Here is a 22,390-nt window from a genome sequence, read left to right on the forward strand (position 1 = left end):
AATAAACTGATTTTCAGTTGTTTAATTATTTTTGAAAATGCAACAAAATGTAAAAAGTGCAAATGTTATTTTCTTCAAAGTGCAGATAATGCAAAGAAAGTGCAATTGAAAACCTACTTCAATTGCCGATGAATAAAGAAAAGTGCAAAAAGTGTAAATAATGCAAACTGTAAAATCATACCGATATATTTTAGACCCAAGTTCAAAGAAATATAAATGCCCGAATTGTGGTCAATTTTCGTTGGTTATTTTCATTGATTCTGAAACAGGAGAAATCATGGAAAGTTACGGGAGATGTGACAGAGAATCGAAATGCGGATTTTTCTATCATCCTTCAAAAGATGGATTTCAAAATAATAAAACATCTATGATTGTAGAAAATTCATTTTTTGAAACCGTTCCTACTTTTCACAAAAATAACTTGGTGGAATTATCGATGAATTACGACAATAATTTATTGAAATATTTAAGATTACGATTTGGTGATTCAATAGCAAATTCTATCAAGAAAAAATATAAAATCGGAACACTTCCGGAATTTAATTATGGAACTGTTTTTTGGCAGATTGATGATAGAAATAAAGTAAGAGGCGGGAAAGTAATTCAATATTTTGAAACTGGAAAAAGAACAAAAAAAATTACATGGATGCATCAGTTTTTAATGAAGAAAAATGAAATTTCAGACTTCAATTTATCGCAATGTTTATTTGGTTTGCATTTGACGAAAGATGACAAGGCAAGTGTCATTGCTTTGGTGGAATCTGAAAAAACAGCTTGTATTATGAGTGTAATATTTCCGGAATTTTTATGGTTGTCTTGTGGTGCAAAAGGTGAGTTTAAATTGAAAAAATTAGAACCAATTAAACATCGAAAAATCATTGCATATCCTGACTGCGAAATTCAAAAAAATGGATTTACAACCTATCAAGAATGGAAGCGAAAAGCGGTCGAATTGAATGCGAAAGGATTCGATATTTATGTATCGGATTTACTTGAAAAACAAGCAAAACCCGAACAAAAAAGAGAAGGAATTGACATTGCAGATTTCTTTATGATAAACCAATGAAAAGATGAGTAAAACAGGTTTTACATCGAGATGTGCCGATAGAGCTACAATTCGTTCCGAAATTGCACCTTATCGGCATCTCGCTTTTTCTCCCGATGGTCAAAAAAGGGAAAATTGCTCTACAATTTTAAAATTAAAAAAATATGAAAAATAAAGTTTTAAGGTTCAGAGTTTCATCTCTCGAACATCAAATTATTCAGAAAAAAATTACAAAAACAGGTCTTTCTATGTCGGAATTTTTTCGAAGACTTTCCTTAGAATTAGACCTCAAAAATACGTTAACGGAAGATGAAATTGAAGGCTATAAAAACCTCTCAAAATACGCTGATAATTTCCGGAGGATTTCCAATTTATTTAAACTTGGAGATGTTACGGGAATGAAAAATGAAATGCTTGAAACTTCGAGAATAATAAAAAGTCATCTAGAAAAATTTAAGTAAAATGATAGCCATGGCAAAATCTTGCATCGGTGGTTTTTCACTTTTTAATTATGTAATTGATGACCAAAAAGGAATAGAAATATTGCGAAATAATCTTTGTGGCGAAACACCTATTGAACTTTTTCAAGAAATGAAAATTCTGCAAAATCTAAATCAAAACGCAACCAATAAACTCATTTCTATGGTTCTTTCTCCGCATGTAGCTGATGGTGAAAAATTGAGTAAAAAGCAGTTGCAGAATCTCACAAAAGAATTTTTAAAAGAATTAGAAATTGATACCAATCAATCTCAATTTATTGCTTTTATGCACACAGAAAAACGCCATCGTCACATTCACATCCTTTTAAACAGAGTAGATGAAAAAGGTAAATTGTTGAAAGACCATCATATTGGGAAGAAAGCGCAATGGGCAGCGCACAGAGTTGCAGAAAAAAATGAATTAGTATCTGCAAAACAAATGAGAATTGATAAAATAAGAGCTTCCGAAAGTTTCGAATTTGATTCTAAGAATTTAAGGAAAGAAATGTTTCGAAAACATCTGAACGTAATGGCAACAAAGCCAAACACGATGGAAAAATACTTATCAGAAATGCTGAAAAAGGAAATAAAATTCATTCCTACAATCAATAAGCAAGGTGATTTACAAGGTTTTCGGGTGAGAGATATGGAAAGTCAAACAGAAATGAAAGCGAGCGATGTTCACCGAAATATGGGACTGAAAAAACTTTTAGATTCTGGTTTGTTTTTTCAGGATGATAATTTCAATTTGAGTAATCCAATGCACGAATTAAATCAAAAAAGCATTCAAAATTTTAAAAAAGAATTAGAAATGATTGCTCTTCAAAATAAAATATTGCTAGAATCTAAAACATCTGAAACCAAAATTGTTGATAAAATTGAAAGAAAAATAATAGAACGTAGTACATTTAGAAGATAATTATATGGCACAAAAAATAAGAACCCAAGATGTAATGGAGCTTTTTGCAGAGAAGCTTGACAAAGCAATTGAAAAATTTGATTTGAACGAGAAAATAATTACAACTGTAGATGGGAAATTGGAAGAGATTAAAAAAACATCTCTTAAAGTTGAATTTGAACCACTGAAAGAAGTAATAAAAGAAATCAGTCAAATATTTGAAAAACAAATAAATGAATTAACTCGTATTTCTGAAAAACATAACAATCAAATTAAAGATTCTGTTAAAAAAGAAGGAAAACAGCAATTGTATTTTTACGGTTCTTTAACGATTCTATTTTGTTTGTGTGTCGCTTTTTTATCATTTGGAATTAATCAATATCACGAAAAAAAGTATGCTGAAAATGAAATGAAATTCTATTCAAAAGAAGCTCATCGAAGAAATACTTATCTGAAAGAAAAAAATCTTACCGAGAAGTATGAAAAATGGCTTGAAGCTAAACAGAACCCAGAAAATGATAAAAAATAAATCTATTAAAATATGGAAAAATCAGCCAGCGCAAACCAATGGATTTTCCCACATTTTAACAGATTACAACAACAATACTTAATTGACAACCAAATATTTGAAATGCTATTGGTGTTTAAAATTTCATTCTCTGTATCCTCACAGCATTTAAAATTGCCAATAAAGCAACGCCAACATCGGCAAAAACGGCTTCCCACATTGTGGCTAATCCACCTGCTCCGAGTACTAAAACAATTGCTTTTACTGCAAATGCTAAAATGATATTTTGCCATACGATTTTCTTGGTTTGCTTACCTATGTTGATTGCCATAGGGATTTTGCTGGGCTTATCATCCTGAATAACCACATCGGCAGTTTCTATGGTGGCGTCACTTCCTAAACCGCCCATTGCAATACCTACGTCGCTCAAAGCTACTACTGGTGCGTCGTTCACGCCATCGCCTACAAAGGCTACGGTTTCATTTTGGGCTTTTATTTCTTTTACTTTATTTACTTTGTCTTCGGGTAATAAATCGCCAAAAGCATTATTAATTCCTAATTTATCTGCAACAAATTTTACTACGGTGCTTTTGTCTCCGCTCAACATTGTGGTTTTTACGCCTAATGCTTTCAGTTTGTCAATTGTAAGCTGTGCATCTTCTTTGATGCTGTCTGCAATGGTAATATATCCTGCAAATTTCCCATCGTAAGCAATGGCAATTAGGGTGTAAACAATTGTGGTCGGGTCTAAATCATAATTGATGTTGAATTTATCCATCAACTTAAAATTCCCGACCAATAATTCTTTTCCATTTACATTGGCTTTCAAACCGTGACCTGCGATTTCTTCGGTATTTTCTAACTTTATTGAGCTGTCAATTTCGCCTACGTATTGATGAATAGCTGTTGCGACCGGATGTGTACTTTGGCTTTCCAGAGCGTTGACCATTTTCAGGATTTCATCTTTATTAAATTCAGATTTTAATACCACTTCCTGAACTTTGAAAACGCCCTCGGTCATTGTACCAGTTTTGTCCATTACTACATTTTGAATACTGGCAATTACATCTAAAAAGTTACTTCCTTTAAACAAAATTCCATTTTTGGAAGCTGCTCCAATTCCACCAAAATAACCCAAAGGAATACTGATAACCAAAGCACAAGGACAAGAAATAACCAAAAACACCAATGCTCTGTACAACCACTGACTAAATACATAATCGCTCACAAAAAAATAAGGAATTATGGTAATTAGCACTGCCAACAATACAACAATCGGTGTGTAGATTTTTGCAAATTTTCGAATGAATAGTTCTGTTGGTGCTTTTTGTGCGGTTGCATTTTGTACCAATTCTAAAATTTTAGAAAGCTTACTATCAGTATAAGCAGTTGTAACTTCTACCTGTGCAACGGTGTTTAGGTTTATCATACCTGCCAAAACGGTTTCACCTTTTGTTTTGGTATCAGGCTTACTTTCGCCTGTTAAGGCTGCTGTATTGAATGAAGCGGTTTCGGATAATAATTCTCCATCTAGTCCTAATTTTTCTCCGGGTTTTAGTTGGATGATATTGCCAATACTTGCGGTTTCTGCTTTTATGGTTTTAGCTTGATTATTTTCTAAAATAGTTACTTCATCTGGTCTTTGATCGAGCAAGGTTTTAATATTGGCTTTGGCTCTTGTTACAGCCAATGTTTGGAACACTTCGCCAACGGCATAAAACAACATTACGGCAACCCCTTCCGGATATTCGCCAATGGCAAAAGCTCCGATGGTGGCAATGCTCATCAATAAAAATTCTGAAAACACATCGCCTTTTCTAATGCTTTCAAATGCTTCTTTAATTACGGGAAATCCTACAGGTGCATACGCTACTACATACCAAACAATTCTTACCCAACCTGTAAACCAAGATTGCGGCACCCAATTATCGAAAGCAATGGCTATCATCAATAATACGAAACTGATGATAGCAGGTAAAAACATTTGAAAGGTAGATTTATCGGTACTTCCGTGGTTATGACCGTCATCATCGGTGTGTTCGTGGTTGTGTCCATCATCGTCGTGATGTTTTTCCAATAGCATTTTAGCATCGGCATCGGTATATATTTTTTCTTCTTGAGGTGTGCAACAAAGCTGTTTGCCTTGTGCATCATATTTATGTTTGTGTTCCATTATAGTAATCTTTTAGTAGTTTGTTTATAGGATAAATATTCTTGTCCGTGTTGTTTTTCTAAAAATTTTTCTTCCAATCTTATCTGAATTTGGATAACGATGTAAGTGGATAGCATCAGGAAAAATGTAATAGCATTGGGCAATATGAAAAATATTCCGGTAACGCTGATTATCATTCCTAAGAATATCGGGTTTCGGCTATAAGAAAATAAGCCTTTTGTTATTAATTCGGTTTTATTGTTTTCATCTATACCAATACGCCAACTGTTGCTCATTTGATATTGAGCTACCGAAATCCAGAGTAGTGAAAGATGTATCAAGATTAATCCAACTATCATAAACACTTCTTTCATTAAATAAGAAATGGGTACTAAATACTGATATGCTTTATCGCTGAATGAATAAATGAATACCGCTATAAAAAGCAAGGCTATCAATACTTTCATTACAAAACCGATGTAATCGTGTGCGTTATCCGTTTTGCCGAATGTTATAGGATTTATGCCTGTTTGCTTAAAGGTGCGGTATGACGGTAGCACAAATGCTACCGTCATATACAACACCAAATACAAAGGCAAATAAAATTTTAGCCAAATCATAGATTGCAAATTTTAGTGTCCGTGACCACCTGTATTACTCAACTTTGCATTTACAAAAAACGCTCCTTTAATCACAATTTTTGCATCGGCAGGAATTTCATTTACAAATGTTACTGCGGTATAACCCATATCAGATACGCCTTTCAGTACTTCTACTTTTTCAAAATTCTTACTGGACTTATCTTCCTTATGTTCTTTTTCTTCGCCCTCTTTATGGCTTCCCTCTTCCTCTCCCTCTTCGTGATGTTCTTCTGCTTTTTTATTGGTTTGTACAAAAATATAGTATTTTCCATCGGCATTTACAATGGCATCATTCGGTACAGCCGAAGTTGTTACATTATTAAGACTTACAATGGCAGTAACATTCATTCCGTCTATAAGTCCTGTTTTATTGCCTTGTACCACGGCGTGAGCGGCAATTGTTTTGCTTTCGTTTTCAAAAGATGAGCCTATTGCAAATATTTTAGCATTATAGTCTTCTACTGCATTGTTGGTTATTCTAAAATGAATAGTTTGCCCTACTTTGAGCATCGGCAAATCTTTTTCAAAAACATTCAAATCCAAATGCAAGGAACTGTTATCTACAATTTCTATAACAGGTGAAGAAACATCTACATAGCTTCCTATTTTAGCGAAAACGTTACTAACCGTACCATTCAAAGGACTGGTTACAACCAATGCTGATTTTAGATTACCATTTGAAACAGAACCTGGATTGATGCCCATTAATTGTATCTGTTGTTGTAAGGAAGCTCTTCTGGTACGTAAACTATTGAGTTCGGCTGTGGCACTTTGTAGATTTTTTTTCGCTCCTGCATTGCCTTCGAAAAGTTCTTTTTGCCTTGATAATTCTTGTTCTGCAAAAGTAATTCTGCTGGCAGTACTCAAATATTCTTCCTGCAATTGTATAAACTGCGGATTGGCAATAGTGGCTATTACTTGTCCTTTTTTTACATAATCTCCAATTTGTACGTTCAGTGTTTTTATTACACCACCATACAAAGAAGTTGCGTTGGCTTTGTTGTTATTGGGAACTTTCAGCAAACCATTTGCTCGGATGGTTGCCGTTAATTCTTTTTGCTCTATTACGCCTAATTGTATGCCTACCGTTTTTATTTGTTCTTCGGTAAGTGTGGCAATGGTTGGCGTTTCTTCTTCGTGAGGAGCTTCAGCTTTTTCGGTTGCTTTTGCTTCTGTAGCCTGACCCTCTTTTTGTTTATCGTTTTTACACGCGGAAAAAGTAAATATTGAAACAATTATCGCTGTGATAGACGTGATTTTATTTATATTGAATTTCATTTTTAATTATTGATTAATGAATGAATAAATAGTGATTACAGATTGGTTTACCTGCTGAATACTTTTGAGGTAATTCAACTGAATATCGGTGGCAGTTTGCAGCGCAAAAAGATATTCTACATAACTGATTTCGCCTGTTCTGTAACCCAATTGTGCTGCTGATACAATTTCCTTGGCATTTGGCAATGCTTCTTTCTCAAAATAATTGAATTGCTGTATGTCTTGCTGATATTGTTGCAAGGCATTTTGCATTTGCGTAGCCAATGTTTTTTGCTGTTGTTGTGCATTGGCTTCGGCTGCTTGTTTTCTGTAATCTAAAGATTTTATTCTGGCTTTGGTAGCACCATAAGTGATGGGAATAGCAATACCAATGTTTACAGAACTAAATCGGTTTCCACCATTGAAAAATTGTTCGGCTCCGTTTACATTTTGAAAACCAATTAAAGACTGATTGACGTAGCCAATCGTAAAATCTGGTAAACCTTGCGAACGTTCTACCTTTTTGGTTTGCTCGGCAATAATGGCATCCTGATACAAAGATTGAATGGCAGGATGATATGCTACGGCTTCATTATCCAACAAATTACTGATTTGTAGAGGCTGAAATATTCCGTTTTCTGCAATGGTAAAATCGGCTTTTGTGTTCATCAATGTTTTCAGATTGGCAACAGCATTGGATAAAAACACTCCATTTTGTTTTAGCAATAAATTGATTTCGCCTTTCTTAGCTTCCGCTGTGCTGATGTCCACTTTTTTGGTGTCGCCAGTTTTATAACGAAGCTGGGCTATTTTAATAAAATCGTTGTACAAACTATCCAATTGCTGTAACTGTTTTTCATTGTGTTGCAAGTACAAAATTTGATAATAATAAGTACGTACTTGATTTTTTAACTCCAATACAGTAAGGTTTTTTTGCAATTCTTTACCTTTTATTTCGGCATTAATCAGTTGCTTTTTAGCTCCAAATAATGATGGAAACGGAATGGTTTGTGACACCTGAAAAGACTGGTCGAATTTGGTACTGCTATATTGCCCTAATTGTGCATTAAAATCAAGTTTTGGTAATTCTCCAGCAGTTTTTTTCAAAGCTTTGCTGGCATCAATTTCTAAATCTGAAGCTTTTAAGGTTTGATTATTTTGAAGTGCAATATTTATCGCATCGTCAACGTTAGTTAAACTTTTTGTCTGTGCATTTGCTGTAAAGCCTACCGTTGATAAAAGCAATACAATGATGGTTACAATGGGTTTCACTTGTGGCTTTCTTTTTAATTTAATTTTTGAATTGAAAATGATATAGAGTAATGGCAGTACAAATAGGGTAAGGAAAGTTGCGGTAATTAAACCACCGATAACCACCGTTGCTAAAGGTTTTTGAACTTCAGCACCTGCACTACTGCTCAATGCCATTGGTAAAAATCCTAAACTGGCAACTGTTGCCGTCATCAATACTGGTCGCAATCGGATTTTAGTTCCTTCTATTACTCGTTTAAATACGTCTTTTACGCCTTCTTTTTCCAATTGGTTGAAAGTACCTATCAATACAATTCCGTTGAGAACTGCTACACCAAACAAAGCAATAAATCCAATTCCTGCACTGATGCTGAACGGCATACCACGAAGTAATAAAGCCAATATACCACCGATCGCACTCATTGGGATAGCTGTAAATATTAAGCCTGCCTGTTTAAAGGAACGGAACGTGAAATAGAGCAATACAAAAATCAATAACAAAGAAACCGGAACGGCTATCATTAATCGGTTACTGGCTTCCTGCAAGTTTTCAAATTGACCGCCATACGTGAAATAGTAGCCCGGTGGTAATTTTACCTGTGTATTTAATTTTTGCTGAATTTCTTCTACCACACTTTGTACATCCCTGCCTGCAACGTTGAACCCGATTACAATTCTACGTTTTCCTGCTTCACGGCTTATCTGTGCCGGTCCTAATTTGTAATCAATAGTTGCTACTTGCGAAAGCGGAATTTGATTACCAGTTGAAGTTGGTATCATCAAATTGTTTACATCTTCGATACTGTTACGGTAAACACTATCCAACCGAACTACCAGTTCAAATCTTCTTTCGTTTTCATATACTACACCAGCACTTTTTCCTGCAAATGCAGTGCTTACTACATTGTTTACATCTTCTACCGTTATCCCATAATTGGCTAAACGTGTACGGTCGTATTCTATATTTATTTGCGGTAAACCACTCACACGTTCTACTTGTGGAGATGTAGCACCTTCTACTGTTTGTATAATTTTACTAACCTTATCAGCATTCAAGGCAAGCGTATCTAAATTTTCTCCAAATATTTTTACTGCTACATCTTGCCTAATACCTGTCATCAACTCATTAAAACGCATTTGTATTGGCTGATTTTTTTCAAAGAACACACCAGGTATTGCTTCTAATTTTTCATTGATAGCATCTCCCAATTCATCATAACTTCTGCCACTTTTCCATTCGCTTTGAGGCTTTAGCAATATCATCATATCAGTAGCTTCGGGTGGCATTGGATCCGTTGGCACTTCTGCCGCTCCAGTTTTACCTACTACCATTTTTACTTCATCAAATTCTTTAATAATTCTTGAAGCTTGCATAGAGGTTTCTATACTCTGGCTCAATGAACTGCCTTGTGGTAAAATACAATGGAAGGCAAAATCTCCTTCCTGTAATTGTGGTATAAATTCGCCACCCATTCTGCTAAATAAGAAAAGACTAAAAACAAATATACCAACGGTAATTCCTACTAGCCAATATTTTATTTTGATGGCTTTTTCTAATAATGGTTGATACATTTTTTGCAACCAATTCATCATTTTATCCGAAATGGTTTCTTTGAGCATCGGCTTTTTAGATAAGAACAAAGCGCACATCATCGGGATATATGTTAAAGATAATATCAATGCTCCGAATATTGCAAAACCTACTGTTTGTGCCATAGGACGGAACATTTTACCTTCTACACCTACCAATGTAAGAATAGGAATATAAACTATAAGGATAATGATTTCACCAAAGGCTGCACTATTACGAATTTTGGAAGCTGAGGTAAATACTTCATTATCCATTTCTTGCTGTGTGAGCCTTTGTGTAGATTTCCTTAAACCTAAATGATGCAATGTAGCTTCTACAATAATTACCGCACCATCTACAATTAATCCAAAATCTATTGCTCCCAAACTCATTAAATTGGCACTTACGCCAAACACATTCATTAAAGCCAATGCAAACAACATCGCCAAAGGAATAGCGGATGCTACAATCAATCCTGCCCTAAAATTTCCTAAGAAAAGCACCAATACAAAAATGACAATCAGTGCGCCTTCTATCAGGTTCTTTTCAACGGTACTCATAGCTCTGTCAACCAAATCTGTACGGTCTAAATAGGGTTCAATAATTACATCTTCGGGTAAGGATTTTTGAATAATAGGTAATTTTTCTTTGATGCGATTTACCACCTCATTGCTGTTCTCGCCTTTCAACATCATTACCACACCGCCAACTGCATCTACTTCGCCGTTGTAGGTCATTGCTCCGTATCTTACAGCACTTCCGAAACGTACATCTGCTACGTCTTTTATAAAAATGGGAATACTGCCGCCATCATTTTTTACACTGATATTTTTTACATCATCCAATGAAGTTACCAAACCGATACCTCGGATGAAATAAGCGTTTGGTTTTTTGTCGATATATGCACCACCAGTATTTTGATTGTTTTTTTCTAATGCGGTAAAAATGTCGGTAACACTTACCCCCATAGCTTTTAAGCGATTGGGATTTACTGCTACTTCATATTGTTTCAGTTCGCCACCAAAACTATTTACTTCGGCAATTCCGGGAGTTCCATATAATTGCCTTGCCACAATCCAATCCTGCATTGTGCGTAGGTCTTTTGCATTGTATTTTTTTTCACTGCCTTTTTTCGGATGGATGATGTATTGATAGACTTCTCCCAATCCGGTACTTACTGGTGCAAGTTCTGGCTTGCCAATACCTTTAGGTATATTTTCCTCTGCTTCTTTTAGTTTTTCATTGATAAGCTGACGGGCAAAATAAATGTCTACTTTATCTTTAAATACTACTGTAATTACCGATAAGCCAAATCTTGAAATACTCCTTGTTTCTTCTATATCTGGAATATTGGCAATGCTTTGCTCAATAGGGAAGGTTACTAATTGTTCTACTTCTTGCCCTGCCAATGTAGGGCAAACCGTAATTATTTGCACCTGATTATTAGTAATATCGGGTACGGCATCAATGGGTAGTTTTGTGGCACTCCACACTCCCCAAATGATGAGTAACAAGGTCATTATCCCAATGACGAGCTTGTTCTGAATACTAAATTTTATAATGTTATCTAACACGTGTATCTGTTTAATTTTTTGATAAATAAATTATTGCCTCTTGCCATAAGAAGCCAACAGATAATCAAATAACTATCGGATGAAGTGGATTATGCCTGTAATTATTTCTATAAACAAACATTCATAGAAAATACATAACACGAACAGGCTAGCAGTACCGTAAAGCCAATAAAAGGCATACAATTACTGAGGCTTGCAACAAACCATCAATAGCATTAAGAAAATCTGAAAAAATTAAACAGTAAATTTAGGAGGATGCCAAATACTTCCTGAGTAGAAGGAAATTAAAGTAAAATCACGAAGTGTAATTTTTTTAACAACAAGAGTGGGTTTAGGTTGCTTGATTTCAAAAGGTTTGAAATGGTAAGTAGCAATACTTATACTACAACAATTGCAATAACAAAAAGGACTGCAATTGTCATCGCTATCTTGGTTGTGGTCGTGAGATTGAACGGTTTCAATTTTAGGAATGGTATCCTCACACTGATTGCTTCCATCGCTACAAGGCAATGAAAAAAGTACCATCAGGTAAAAAGTCCATATTGTGATTATCCATCTCATTTATAGTGCAAATATAGAAAAATAAACTTTGCAATCGGATTGCAAAGTTTCATAGTATTTTAGTTGCATCTGTCACACCGTCCTTTAAGTACCAAATTGACACCTTCTAATTTAAAATTTAGTGGAATATTGATGTTTGGAATTTCGGTATCGGTAAGACAAAAAGTTCGCTGGCACTGGGAGCAATGAAAATGCGTATGCTGTTCTGAAGGTTTGCAATTGCAACCCGATTGACAAAGTGCATATTTTACAACTCCTGTTCCGTCGTCAATAGTATGGATAAGTTTGTGCTCTAAAAAAGTTTTCAGCGTTCTAAATAGCGTAACATTATCTGCATTTTCAAACTGTTCTGCTAATTCCTTATGACTGATGGCATATTGCAGTTTCAACAATTTTTCTATTACCAACAAACGCATTGCTGTGGGTTTAATATTTCTTTGTTGTAAAATATTTTCTTCGTTTTTCATAAAGTCCCCAAATATTTATTTTTAAAACCTCACACAGTATCATAAAAAACAAACAGCCAAAACTATATAAGTTTTGGCTGTATTTTTGGCTGTATTTATCATAAGTATTTGATAATCAGTTGAAATTGTAGAGAGGATGGGATTCGAACCCACGATACAGTTACCCGCATACTAACTTTCCAGGCTAGCTCCTTCAACCACTCGGACACCTCTCTAATTAGGTGTGCAAAAATACTAGAAAAACATGGAACATCAAAATTTATTGTTCCAAACTTACTTCACCACGTAAATCTTGTTCAAATAGAACAGAAAATTCACCTGTATACGTTGGGTTGTCTATTAAATGCATCGCTTTCGTTAAGGCGGCTTCTGCAGTAAGATCGTGTCCGCTAATGGCTCCTATTCTAGAAAAAATATTAGAGTTGGAATACTTCCCAAATGAAACTTTACCAGAAACACATTGGCTTATAATAACGATTTCGGTCCCGTTTTTTCGGATATTTTCTAAAACTTTATTCGCCGTTTCCGTATTGAAAATAGTTCCTGAACCAAATACTTGAAGTATTAAAACCTTAGCAACAGGAAGATCTTTAAAGTAATTATTAGTCATTCCTGGGAAAATTCTCCAAAAAAGAACTTCTTGAGACATGTGTAAATCAACTTCAAATTTTTGCTCTTTTGGAGCCCGATATAAATTTTCATTGATTACAGTTAAATGAACTCCAGACTGTCCTAACAAGGGATAATTTGGACTTTGATACGCATCAAAATATTCTGCAGAATACTTTAGTGTTCGATTACCACGCAGCAGTTTATATTCAAAATATACCGCTACTTCCTGAATAACCGCTTCATTATTTTCGTACAAACTGGCATAATACAAACTTGTAAGCAGATTTTCCTTTGCATCCGTTCGCAAGTCTCCAATTGGTAATTGTGATCCCGAAAGAATTACTGGTTTACGCAAACCTTTCAGCATAAAACTCAGCGCAGAAGCCGTGTACGACATTGTATCGGTACCATGTAAAATCAAAAAACCATCAAAAGCCTCGTAATTTTCACCAATTACGATGGCAACTCTCCGCCATTCATCCGGTCCTATGTCAGAGGAATCCAAAGGTTTTTCAAAGGCATACAGCTTCACTTCACATTCCAACAATTTCATTTCCGGAATTTTCCTAAAAATATTTTCGAAATTGAAAGGTTTTAGACTTCCTGTTTTATAATCTTTTTCCATACCGATGGTACCACCCGTATATATCAAGAGAACTTTTCGTTTCATGCTTTAAAAGTAAGGCTTTCCTTCGAAATTAGAAATCAAAACTGAAATTTGTACACCTTAATAATAAAATATATGACATTGCTAGTTCATAATTCATTAGAATATGGATATATATAGTAGATTTTTCCGAATTTTTCATCAATTTTGTCCAATGCTTCAAGACAATCAATTAGAGCCATTCTACCAATATATTTCTCAATTTTTAACTGAAAATAGGTTAGATAAAATCGAGCATTTTTCGAAAACAAGTTCAGACTTCATCTTACCTGTTATGGAAGATGTTTATCAGTTCCGAAATGCTGCTGCCATCGTTCGAAGTGCAGAAGGTTGTGGATTCCATAAAATTGTAGCTATGGAAAAAATCAACGTTTTCAATCCGAATCTTGATTTGACTAAAGGTGCGGATACGTGGGTAGAAATTGAAAAAGTTCCAGCTGAATTGGAGTCGCTTAAGAAAATTAAAAAATCGGGTTATAAAATTGTTGCGGTTTCCCCAGAAAAAAATGCAACCTCACTCCCAGATTTTAAAATTACAGAACCCATCGCTCTCACCTTTGGAACCGAATGGGAAGGTGTAACGGAAGATATTTTGGATTTTGCTGATGAAACTTTAGCGATTCCAATGTATGGTTTTACTCAAAGTTTCAATGTTTCGGTTGCTGCGGCGATTTGCTTTTACGAATTGAAGCAAAAGCTCATAAAATCTGGAATATCACATTATTTACAAGATGAAAAACTCTTGCGATTGAAAATCCGATGGGCACTAAGTTCCGTAAAAAGTGGTGAACATATTCTTGAAAAATTCCTTCGTGAAAACAAGTAATCTATGAAAAAGTATACATTGTATCTTGTTATTTTCAGCTTGCTTATGTCTGTTTTATCTCTAATTAAAACCAACAAAGGAGGCGTTGAATTGTATCCATTTGCCGTTTGGAGATTATTTACGAGACCAACGGGAGGAAGCGGTTCGTTAACATTTTACAAAATTTACGGTGTTAAAAATGGAGATACTATAAGAATAGCCAATAAAGACACCGAACTCTTGGATGCAAATGCTCAGTTTTCAATTTTAAAAACAAGCGGTGAAGAGCTTGAAAAACAAGAAAATACAGTTCAAAATAAAGAAAAACTTCTCACGCTAATGGAAGTCACAAATCCCAATTTTGACCATTATATTTTATTTAGTGAGTCTTTCAATCCGGCATTGCTAGGAAGTAAAAACTTCACATATACGAAAAAACAAATAGCGCAACTTAAATGAAACTTGACTACAAAAAGCTTACGGTTTTCAACTTTCAAATCACATACTATGTGATGCGTTTTTTTACGTTTTTTTGGATATTTCAGCAGTATCAGTTTTTCACTATAAATTCGAAAAGACCTTCTATTTTTTACACACCAGTAACGGATTTTCAGAAATTACTACAACCCGAATTTCCTTCTAAACCATACTTTATTGCATTATGCGTCATCCTAATTATCAACTTAATTTGGAGTATTCTAAAGCCTAATTACATTAGCAATATTCTTATTTTTTTAACAACGGCATTAATCAACCTTCCCATTGGCGGCTATTTAGGGTTAGGACATCATAACCACGTATTTATTTTATTTTACTTTTTAACGATCTTCCTACTACCAAAAAAATTGGTCACCACCGATTACAAACTTGTCCAATATGTAAATTTCGGGGTATTGGCAACCTATTCTGCTGCTGGGTTGTGGAAAGTTCTTTCGATGTTTCGAGATTCGATCACGCAAAATTCCGAAATTTCGTGGTTAGAACCGAATGCTGCCAAAATGAACTCTTTAGTTAATTACTACATGATTGATTCACCCATTCCCAATTGGATGGAAACCGTCTATCAAAATTCAACTTTGTGGATAATCCTTACCTTTTTTGGTATCCTCATGCAAACATTTTGCTTTCTTGGCGCCTTTAATAGAAAGTATCTTACACTTACAATGCTATTTCTATTTGCATTTCACATGTACACCAATTATTTTGTCCTTGCCGATTGGCAAATAATGAAATACGGAATTGTACTATTGTTCTTCCCGTATCATTATTTTTACGGATTAATTAAAAAGCGCTTTCCGAACTTTGGAGTATAAAAAAACACCGTTTAAAACGGCGCTTTTTTTATATTTTTAGTTAAACTACATCATCGAATAATTCCAAGAAGCGACGTAAATCCCAGCTGTTTCGGTGCGGAGTCGTTGCTCGCCTAAAGTAATCGCTTTTATGCCAAGTTCGGAAAGCTCTTGAATTTCACTAGTTGAAAAATCACCTTCTGGACCGATAAAAACTGTCCATTTTTCTGGGATTTCGACATCTTGAATTCGTATTCGCTCCAAAGATTCGTCGCAATGCGCAACAAAAGACGTTTCTGGGTCGATCGTTTTTATAAAATCTTTGAACTTAATTAAGTCGTTTACCTTCGGAAAATACGTTCGCAAACTTTGTTTTGAAGCACCCACAACTTGTTTCTGAATTTTATCCAAATTCAAATTCTTGCGCTCGGAATTATCGGTTTGCAAAAATGTGATTTCTGAAATTCCCATTTCGGTTGCTTTTTCGATAAAGAACTCAATGCGGTCCATATTTTTAGTTGGAGCAATCGCGATATGAAGACTTGGTTGAAATTTAGGCTTTTGAGGTTGAATCTCTATATTTTGAAGCAAAACTTTTTTTCCTTCTATCAAAAGATTTCCTTTCACCAATTGGCCATCGCCATCAGTTAGAAAAATTTCATCTTCGTTTTTCATCCGCAAAACCTTAATGATATGCATTTGCTCATCAGGATCAATCAAAACTTCTGGCGAAACACTTCCGTAAAACAGCTTCATATTACTTCTTTTCTAAATCTTCAACAATATCGTAACGCGCCGTTGCAGCAACCGAAAGATCTGCAAATTCTTTGCGATCGTATTTTAATTTTGCCACCATAGCAATCATCGCAGCATTGTCCGTGGTATATTCAAATTTTGGAATATAAACGCTCCAACCTAATGTTTCAACACGTTCATTCATTGCTTGTCGCAATCCAGAATTTGCCGATACACCACCTGCAATCGCAATCTCTTTAACATCGTACTCCACCGCAGCTTTTTCTAATTTATCCATCAAAATATCAATAATGGTTTTCTGGACAGAAGCGCAAATATCATTTAGGTTTTCTACAATAAAATTCGGATTTTTCTTCTCTTCTTTTTGAATAAAATAGAGAATCGACGTTTTCAAACCACTGAACGAATAATCAAATCCATCCATTTTGGGTTTGTTGAATTGAAATACTTTAGAGTTTCCTTCTTTAGCCAATTTATCAATAATTGGCCCCGCTGGATAATCCAAATTTAAAATTTTTCCCGTTTTATCAAAAGCTTCACCGGCCGCATCATCAATGGTTCTGCCTACGATTTCCATATCGAAGTAGTCTCGAACCAAAACAATCAAGGTATGGCCACCGCTTACCGTTAAGCATAAAAATGGAAACTTGGGTGGATTGGGATTTGCGTCTTCAATAAAATGGGCTAAAATATGTGCTTGCAAATGATTAACCTCAATTAAAGGCACTTGTAAACTCATTGCCAAAGACTTCGCAAACGAAGTCCCAACCAGCAAGGAACCTAATAAGCCTGGTCCGCGCGTAAAAGCTATCGCAGAAATCTCATTTTGTTGTATATTTGCTACACGTAGTGATTGATGAACCACGGGTATGATGTTCTGCTGATGTGCTCTGGAAGCTAGTTCAGGAACAACGCCTCCATATTCAACATGAATTTTTTGGTTGGCGGCTATATTGGAAAGGATTTTGTTTCCGTTAATAACCGCAGCAGATGTATCATCGCAGGAAGATTCAATCCCTAAAATAATTGGCTCGCTCATAACATGGCAAATTTAGAGAATAATAACGATTCTGAAAACAAAAAATCGGTTTCCGATAAATTAGAAGACTCTGTACAAAAAGGAGTCGAAAATGTGCAGAAAACCGTAAAAGAAGCTACAGAACTAGCTTCCGATGCGGTGGCGCATCCTGTGGAAACGGCTCAAGAATTCGGAAAACAAGCAGCCAAAGACGTACAAAACGTAAAATGGTGGGCAAAAGCACTACTCTATCTTTTCTACACTGGTTTATTTTTAGCGGTCGCCTTATTCATTACAATCAACTTGAATGTCACCAAAGAATGGGCTGCCCATCAAGCACTTGGAATTCTTAACGAAGATTTCAAATCGGAAATGACCACGGAAAGTGTTGATGTGGATTATTTCGGCGATGTTACCATCAAAGGACTTCGAATTAAAGATTATAAAGGTTTAGAATTCATTAAAGTAAGACAACTTCGAGCTAATTCGGATTGGATTCGTTTGGCGCGAAATGCTATTACGGGAAAAAGCAACTCATTGAGTTTTAACGGAATCCAATTAACCAATGCGGATATTAAAGTCATCACCTACGAAAACGATTCCATTTCCAATTTCATTCGATACATTGGTTTATTCGACAATGGAAAACCTCGAGATCCTAATAAACCTCCATTCCAATTAGACTCTCGAGTTGAGCTAATTGATTCTAAAGTTTCTATCGTCAATAGAAATCATAAAGGTGACGCTGGAAATTGGTTAAAAGGTGAACATGTCAATCTCCGTGCACCATCGGTAAAAGTGAATGGTGCAAACGTTTATGCACAATTAAATAACCTTTCATTTTATACAGAACGTTGGGGCAAAAAGCATTTTATAGATACTTTTTCAGGGGAAATTTCCATGACCAACGAGTTTCTATCTTTAAAAGATTTAACGTTCAATACAGATCATTCTTTGCTTCAAGGAGATCTAAAATTCAATTTGAATAAAGAAACAGGATGGCAAGATTTCGCCAATAAAGTTTCTTGGGACATGGCTTTGAAACCAGGGAGTCAGCTTTCTGGATATGACATCAGCTATTTTGTGACCAATTGGGACAATTACAAACCGATGAATTTTTCGGGTTCTATGCAAGGTCCTTTAAATAAATTTACTTTAACAGATTTTAAATTAGGAAATCGTCAAGTGAATATTCACACCACCAAAATGGATTTCACCAACTTGTTGCGAGGAAATTTTTTAATTCAATCCCAATCATTAAACACCGATTTCACCTATAAAGATTTGAAGGCGATGATGCCGAAATTTGTTTCGGAAAAAATGAAAAATTTCGCCGATGATTTTGGACGATTAAAATACAACGGAAACGTCAGCGTAAGTCCAAAACAAGTCTATGTGCAGAAAGGAAGTTTAATTACAGGAATCGGTCAAGCTGACATTCAAAATTTTTATTTGGAAGATTTCAGCACGCACGTTCCAAAATATCGTGGTCATTTTAATGTTAAAAATCTAAATACAACGGTGATTACGAAAAGTCCACAAGTCGGTTTGATTTCTGGAGATTTCATAGTTAAAGGCCAAAGTTTCGACGTAAACACCATGATTATCGAAACACAATCGAAAATTTCAAGCATTGAAATCATGGGAAAACCTTTACACAATGCGTATTTGGACGGAACACTGAATCATCGTAAATACAGCGGATTGATTGTTGTAAACGACCCGCAAATGCAAGGAAAAGTAAATGGTTTAATTGATTTCAGCACAAGCCGACTTGCAGCTGACGTCGTTGCAGATATCGATCGGCTGAATTTAAGCTACTTCACCAACTCTAAAGAAAGCCAAATCGTAAGCGGAAATATTGATGGAAAATTCTCCATGACCAACATCAACGATCTTACTTTAGATGCTAATATAAAAAGTGTAAAATTCACGTCTGGTGGACAAACGATTAACATTCCAAATGCAGATGTAAAGTCCTTTATTGCTAATGGCGAAAGAACTATTGATATCAATGCTCCGGGCGCTGCCGTTGGAAAAATCTCAGGAAAATATAATTTGGGTGATTTAGCAGGAATGGTTCAAAACGGATTAGGAAAAATCTTAGTGGGTCCAGAACCTCGAAAACTGTATCGCGGACAAAATTTCGATTTAGATTTCACCGTAAACCAAGGTTTGATGGCGTATTTTATGCCTGATTTGAGAATTCCAGAAGGTGCTCATGTGAGCGGAAATTACGATGGAGACACGAATAATCTTGTTTTAAATGCAGAAGTTCAGCGTTTGATTTATATCATGAAGAAACGAAATGATATTACGGAAGCTGAAAAAGCATTAGCAAAACTGAATCCCGATTATCAACTTCTTCCCGAAAATGTGGAGCAAGACAGTGCAACGGTTGAAAACATCGTTGTAAAAATCAATACCGCGAATCGCGACGAACAAATTAATGCTCAAATTGCAAAAGCAGAATTTGGGAACAACGTTTTCCGAGACATTTCGTTGACTGGTGTCAATGAAAATAACGAAAAACTGCATATCGCAGCTAATTTCCTTCACGGAACCAAAGAAAATGACCTTGAAAATAAACTGAAATCGTACGCCATTAACTTGAATCAAAGTACGAATTCAGCAGGCGATTACGTTTTCCAATTTGAACCAACGCAACTTGAATTCAACAAAACGATTTGGCATATTGATTCGGATCCAAACCTAAATCATTCTGTCGTTTATCGTAAAAAACAAGGCGATTTTGTGATTGAAAACCTTCGATTGTATTCGGATGACTCCTCACTTTTGGTTAAGGAAGGGCATTTTAAATCAGGAAGTGATTTTGAGCTCGATGCAGAAGTTACTAATTTACAAATTTCCAAACTCTTTGACATGACTCAAAGTGGTAACACGATGGATTTCAAAGGAATTGCTAATGGAAATTTGCATATCAAAATGCAAGAAAAAATTCTAGCACCGATTATTGATTTAACGGTGAAAGAAATGAAAATGGGCGACAAAGATATGGGTGAGCTCATTGTTACAGCCAAAAACAGTTCGACACCAAACGTCTTTGATATCGATGCCAAAATCGTTTCAGCCGGATTCTTGGGGAACAACAATCTTCATGTTCAAGGAACGGTGAATAACAATACACAGTCTCCTACGCTTGATATTAAAGCCGAAATGAATGATTTCGATCTGGCTTTTACACAACAATTTGTGACTGCTGTTTTCGGAAATATGCGTGGAAAAGCAAACGGTGTTCTTTCCATTTCTGGTCCGCTTAATAACATTGATTACAGTGGTGATATTGGTTTAAAAGGATTTGGTTTGAAACTTCTCTTCACGGGAGTTGATTATCAATTCGAGGATACGACGATTCCTATTTCTAAAGGATTTGCAGCATTAAACGACATTAAATTAAAAGACGGACGAAGCAATTCTGCAGGATCAATTTCAGGTTTCATTCAGTTTGAAACGTTAGCTTCCATGGGAGTCAACCTCATCATTAGAGCAGATAATTTAATCGTTCTAAATTCCACCCAAAAAGAAAACGACCTCTTCTGGGGACGTGTCTATGGACAAGGCGATTTATTCATCTCGGGACCTGTTTCGGGATTGGATATTTCGACACCAAATATGAAGGCACTTTCTAATTCTATATTTACCTTTAACTCCAGTTCCACCAGCAATGTTGATGAGTTTAAAATGCTTCGTTTCTTAAAAGAAGACAAGCAAGGTGAAATTGTTTTGGAAGATCGTAAAAAACACGGAGCCAATATGAACGTCGATTTCACCGTTTCTGTTGACAAAGGAACTTTGGTGAACGTTCTTGTTGGTGATGATGTAGGTGATATTAGCGTTCGTGGAGAATCAAAGGAACTTCGTTTCCAAATGGCGAGAACAGGAAATATTAGCTTAAATGGTGATTATTTTGTCGATAGTGGAACTTTTATTTCAAAAGCGGTTCTGGAAAGAACATTCCAAATTTCGAAAGGATCAAGTATCCAGTGGGATGGAGATGCGATGACGCCGCAATTGGATATTCGTGCTAATTATTTAAGAACCGTTACCAATACAGGACAGTATTTAGGAATGGGAGCGCTGCCACCAGTAAACGTTGTTTTGACGGTAGGCATCACAGGAACCTTGAATGCACCGGAAGTCGCGTTGGATGTAAAAGCACCTGATGTATCGTCTCAAGTTAAAGAAACTATGGCTATTAAAATGGCTAATGAAGACGAAAAAGTTGTTCAGTTCGGTTCCATCTTGGTGATGAACAGTTTCAACGTTTCTAATAGTGGCGGGTTTGATATTGATGTAGGAAATCAGCTTGAATCTCAAGGATACAATATGTTATTCAAACAATTAGGTTCGGTATTAAATACGATTAGTAACGAATTCCAAGTGGATTTGAATTATCTAAAAGGGGACCAAGGATCCAATACAGGCGACCGAGCGAATGCATCGGTAAGTATTGCTCTTTCGCCACGAGTAACCATAAAAACGGGATTAGGAGTTCCGATCACGAAATCGGAAAATACGACGTATGATTATCTATCTGGAGAAGGAATTATTGAATACGATTGGAGTAAAAAGAATGACGGAACCCGATTATTACGTATGTACTCTAAGCCATCTAATATCGGTTTGGTAGCAGGTGCAGGAAATGCCTACGCGAACCAAACTTACGGAGTTGGTGCTGTTTATAGTAAAAGTTTTGACCGATTATTTAAGAAAAAGAATAAAAAAGCAAAACAAGATACTATAAAAGTTGCTAAAGATTCTTTACAAAACACTCCTCAGAAATGATGATAATGGAACAAAGTTGGTAAAACATGTT

The 22,390-nt window shown here is 35.5% G+C and carries 17 protein-coding genes and 1 tRNA gene; 8 read left to right on the top strand and 10 right to left on the bottom strand.

Annotated features, from left to right (window positions below; all coding sequences use genetic code 11):
* Window positions 1–160: 160 nt before the first annotated feature.
* From AC5XHR_RS12640 to AC5XHR_RS12655, 4 genes are all read left to right on the top strand, one after another.
* A complete protein-coding gene (locus tag AC5XHR_RS12640; protein WP_088263538.1) occupies window positions 161–1,066 on the top strand; it encodes a DUF6371 domain-containing protein in 906 nt (301 codons plus the stop codon).
* A gap of 143 nt (window positions 1,067–1,209) precedes the next feature.
* A complete protein-coding gene (locus AC5XHR_RS12645) occupies window positions 1,210–1,506 on the top strand; it encodes a plasmid mobilization protein (protein WP_031502686.1) in 297 nt (98 codons plus the stop codon).
* 10 nt (window positions 1,507–1,516) lie between these two features.
* Window positions 1,517–2,443 carry a relaxase/mobilization nuclease domain-containing protein gene (locus tag AC5XHR_RS12650; RefSeq protein ID WP_489211158.1) on the top strand — a complete coding sequence of 309 codons (927 nt, stop codon included), beginning with the start codon at window positions 1,517–1,519 and terminating at the stop codon, window positions 2,441–2,443.
* Window positions 2,444–2,447: 4 nt separating this feature from the next.
* The gene (locus AC5XHR_RS12655) at window positions 2,448–2,951 is read left to right on the top strand and encodes a hypothetical protein (RefSeq protein WP_088263539.1); all 504 of its coding nucleotides are present in this window, start codon (window positions 2,448–2,450) and stop codon (window positions 2,949–2,951) included.
* Window positions 2,952–3,066: 115 nt separating this feature from the next.
* Here AC5XHR_RS12655 and AC5XHR_RS12660 read toward each other — a convergent pair whose 3' ends face one another.
* From AC5XHR_RS12660 to AC5XHR_RS12695, 8 genes are all read right to left on the bottom strand, one after another.
* A complete protein-coding gene (locus tag AC5XHR_RS12660; RefSeq protein ID WP_495951155.1) occupies window positions 3,067–5,103 on the bottom strand; it encodes a heavy metal translocating P-type ATPase in 2,037 nt (678 codons plus the stop codon).
* Window positions 5,103–5,702 carry a methyltransferase family protein gene (locus AC5XHR_RS12665; RefSeq protein ID WP_495951156.1) on the bottom strand — a complete coding sequence of 200 codons (600 nt, stop codon included), beginning with the start codon at window positions 5,700–5,702 and terminating at the stop codon, window positions 5,103–5,105. Before AC5XHR_RS12665 ends, AC5XHR_RS12660 begins: the two co-directional genes overlap by 1 nt.
* 12 nt (window positions 5,703–5,714) lie before the next feature.
* Window positions 5,715–7,001, bottom strand: a complete 1,287-nt coding sequence (locus AC5XHR_RS12670) for an efflux RND transporter periplasmic adaptor subunit (RefSeq protein ID WP_495951157.1) — start codon at window positions 6,999–7,001, stop codon at window positions 5,715–5,717.
* Window positions 7,002–7,007: 6 nt separating this feature from the next.
* Window positions 7,008–11,375, bottom strand: a complete 4,368-nt coding sequence (locus AC5XHR_RS12675) for a CusA/CzcA family heavy metal efflux RND transporter (protein WP_495951158.1) — start codon at window positions 11,373–11,375, stop codon at window positions 7,008–7,010.
* Between the two features lie 234 nt (window positions 11,376–11,609).
* Window positions 11,610–11,936, bottom strand: coding sequence for a DUF6660 family protein (locus AC5XHR_RS12680; protein WP_129752546.1), 327 nt, complete (start codon window positions 11,934–11,936; stop codon window positions 11,610–11,612).
* 59 nt (window positions 11,937–11,995) lie between these two features.
* Window positions 11,996–12,403, bottom strand: a complete 408-nt coding sequence (locus AC5XHR_RS12685) for a Fur family transcriptional regulator (protein ID WP_132109832.1) — start codon at window positions 12,401–12,403, stop codon at window positions 11,996–11,998.
* Between the two features lie 128 nt (window positions 12,404–12,531).
* Window positions 12,532–12,618 (bottom strand) — tRNA-Ser (locus AC5XHR_RS12690).
* A gap of 44 nt (window positions 12,619–12,662) precedes the next feature.
* On the bottom strand, window positions 12,663–13,685 hold the full coding sequence (locus AC5XHR_RS12695) for an asparaginase (protein ID WP_495951159.1): 1,023 nt from the start codon (window positions 13,683–13,685) through the stop codon (window positions 12,663–12,665).
* A 103-nt stretch (window positions 13,686–13,788) separates the two neighbouring features.
* Here AC5XHR_RS12695 and AC5XHR_RS12700 point away from each other — a divergent pair, with 103 nt between their 5' ends.
* Genes AC5XHR_RS12700 through AC5XHR_RS12710 form a run of 3 tightly spaced genes read left to right on the top strand, consistent with a single transcriptional unit; the run spans window position 13,789 to window position 15,800 of the window.
* On the top strand, window positions 13,789–14,508 hold the full coding sequence (locus AC5XHR_RS12700) for a TrmH family RNA methyltransferase (RefSeq protein ID WP_495951160.1): 720 nt from the start codon (window positions 13,789–13,791) through the stop codon (window positions 14,506–14,508).
* A 3-nt stretch (window positions 14,509–14,511) separates the two neighbouring features.
* Window positions 14,512–14,946, top strand: a complete 435-nt coding sequence (locus tag AC5XHR_RS12705) for a hypothetical protein (protein WP_495951161.1) — start codon at window positions 14,512–14,514, stop codon at window positions 14,944–14,946.
* Window positions 14,943–15,800 carry a hypothetical protein gene (locus tag AC5XHR_RS12710; RefSeq protein WP_495951162.1) on the top strand — a complete coding sequence of 286 codons (858 nt, stop codon included), beginning with the start codon at window positions 14,943–14,945 and terminating at the stop codon, window positions 15,798–15,800. The genes AC5XHR_RS12705 and AC5XHR_RS12710 overlap by 4 nt, the downstream gene beginning before the upstream one ends.
* A gap of 45 nt (window positions 15,801–15,845) precedes the next feature.
* Here AC5XHR_RS12710 and AC5XHR_RS12715 read toward each other — a convergent pair whose 3' ends face one another.
* Together AC5XHR_RS12715 and tsaD are read right to left on the bottom strand one after the other, a co-directional pair.
* Window positions 15,846–16,535, bottom strand: a complete 690-nt coding sequence (locus tag AC5XHR_RS12715) for an RsmE family RNA methyltransferase (RefSeq protein ID WP_495951163.1) — start codon at window positions 16,533–16,535, stop codon at window positions 15,846–15,848.
* Window position 16,536: 1 nt separating this feature from the next.
* Window positions 16,537–17,574, bottom strand: coding sequence for a tRNA (adenosine(37)-N6)-threonylcarbamoyltransferase complex transferase subunit TsaD (gene tsaD / locus AC5XHR_RS12720; protein WP_495951164.1), 1,038 nt, complete (start codon window positions 17,572–17,574; stop codon window positions 16,537–16,539).
* A gap of 3 nt (window positions 17,575–17,577) precedes the next feature.
* On the opposite strand from tsaD, the gene AC5XHR_RS12725 reads away from it, so the two are divergent.
* Window positions 17,578–22,359, top strand: coding sequence for a translocation/assembly module TamB domain-containing protein (locus tag AC5XHR_RS12725; protein ID WP_495951165.1), 4,782 nt, complete (start codon window positions 17,578–17,580; stop codon window positions 22,357–22,359).
* Window positions 22,360–22,390 lie beyond the last annotated feature (31 nt).

The sequence above is a fragment of the Kaistella sp. CFF1-2 genome (assembly GCF_059509915.1).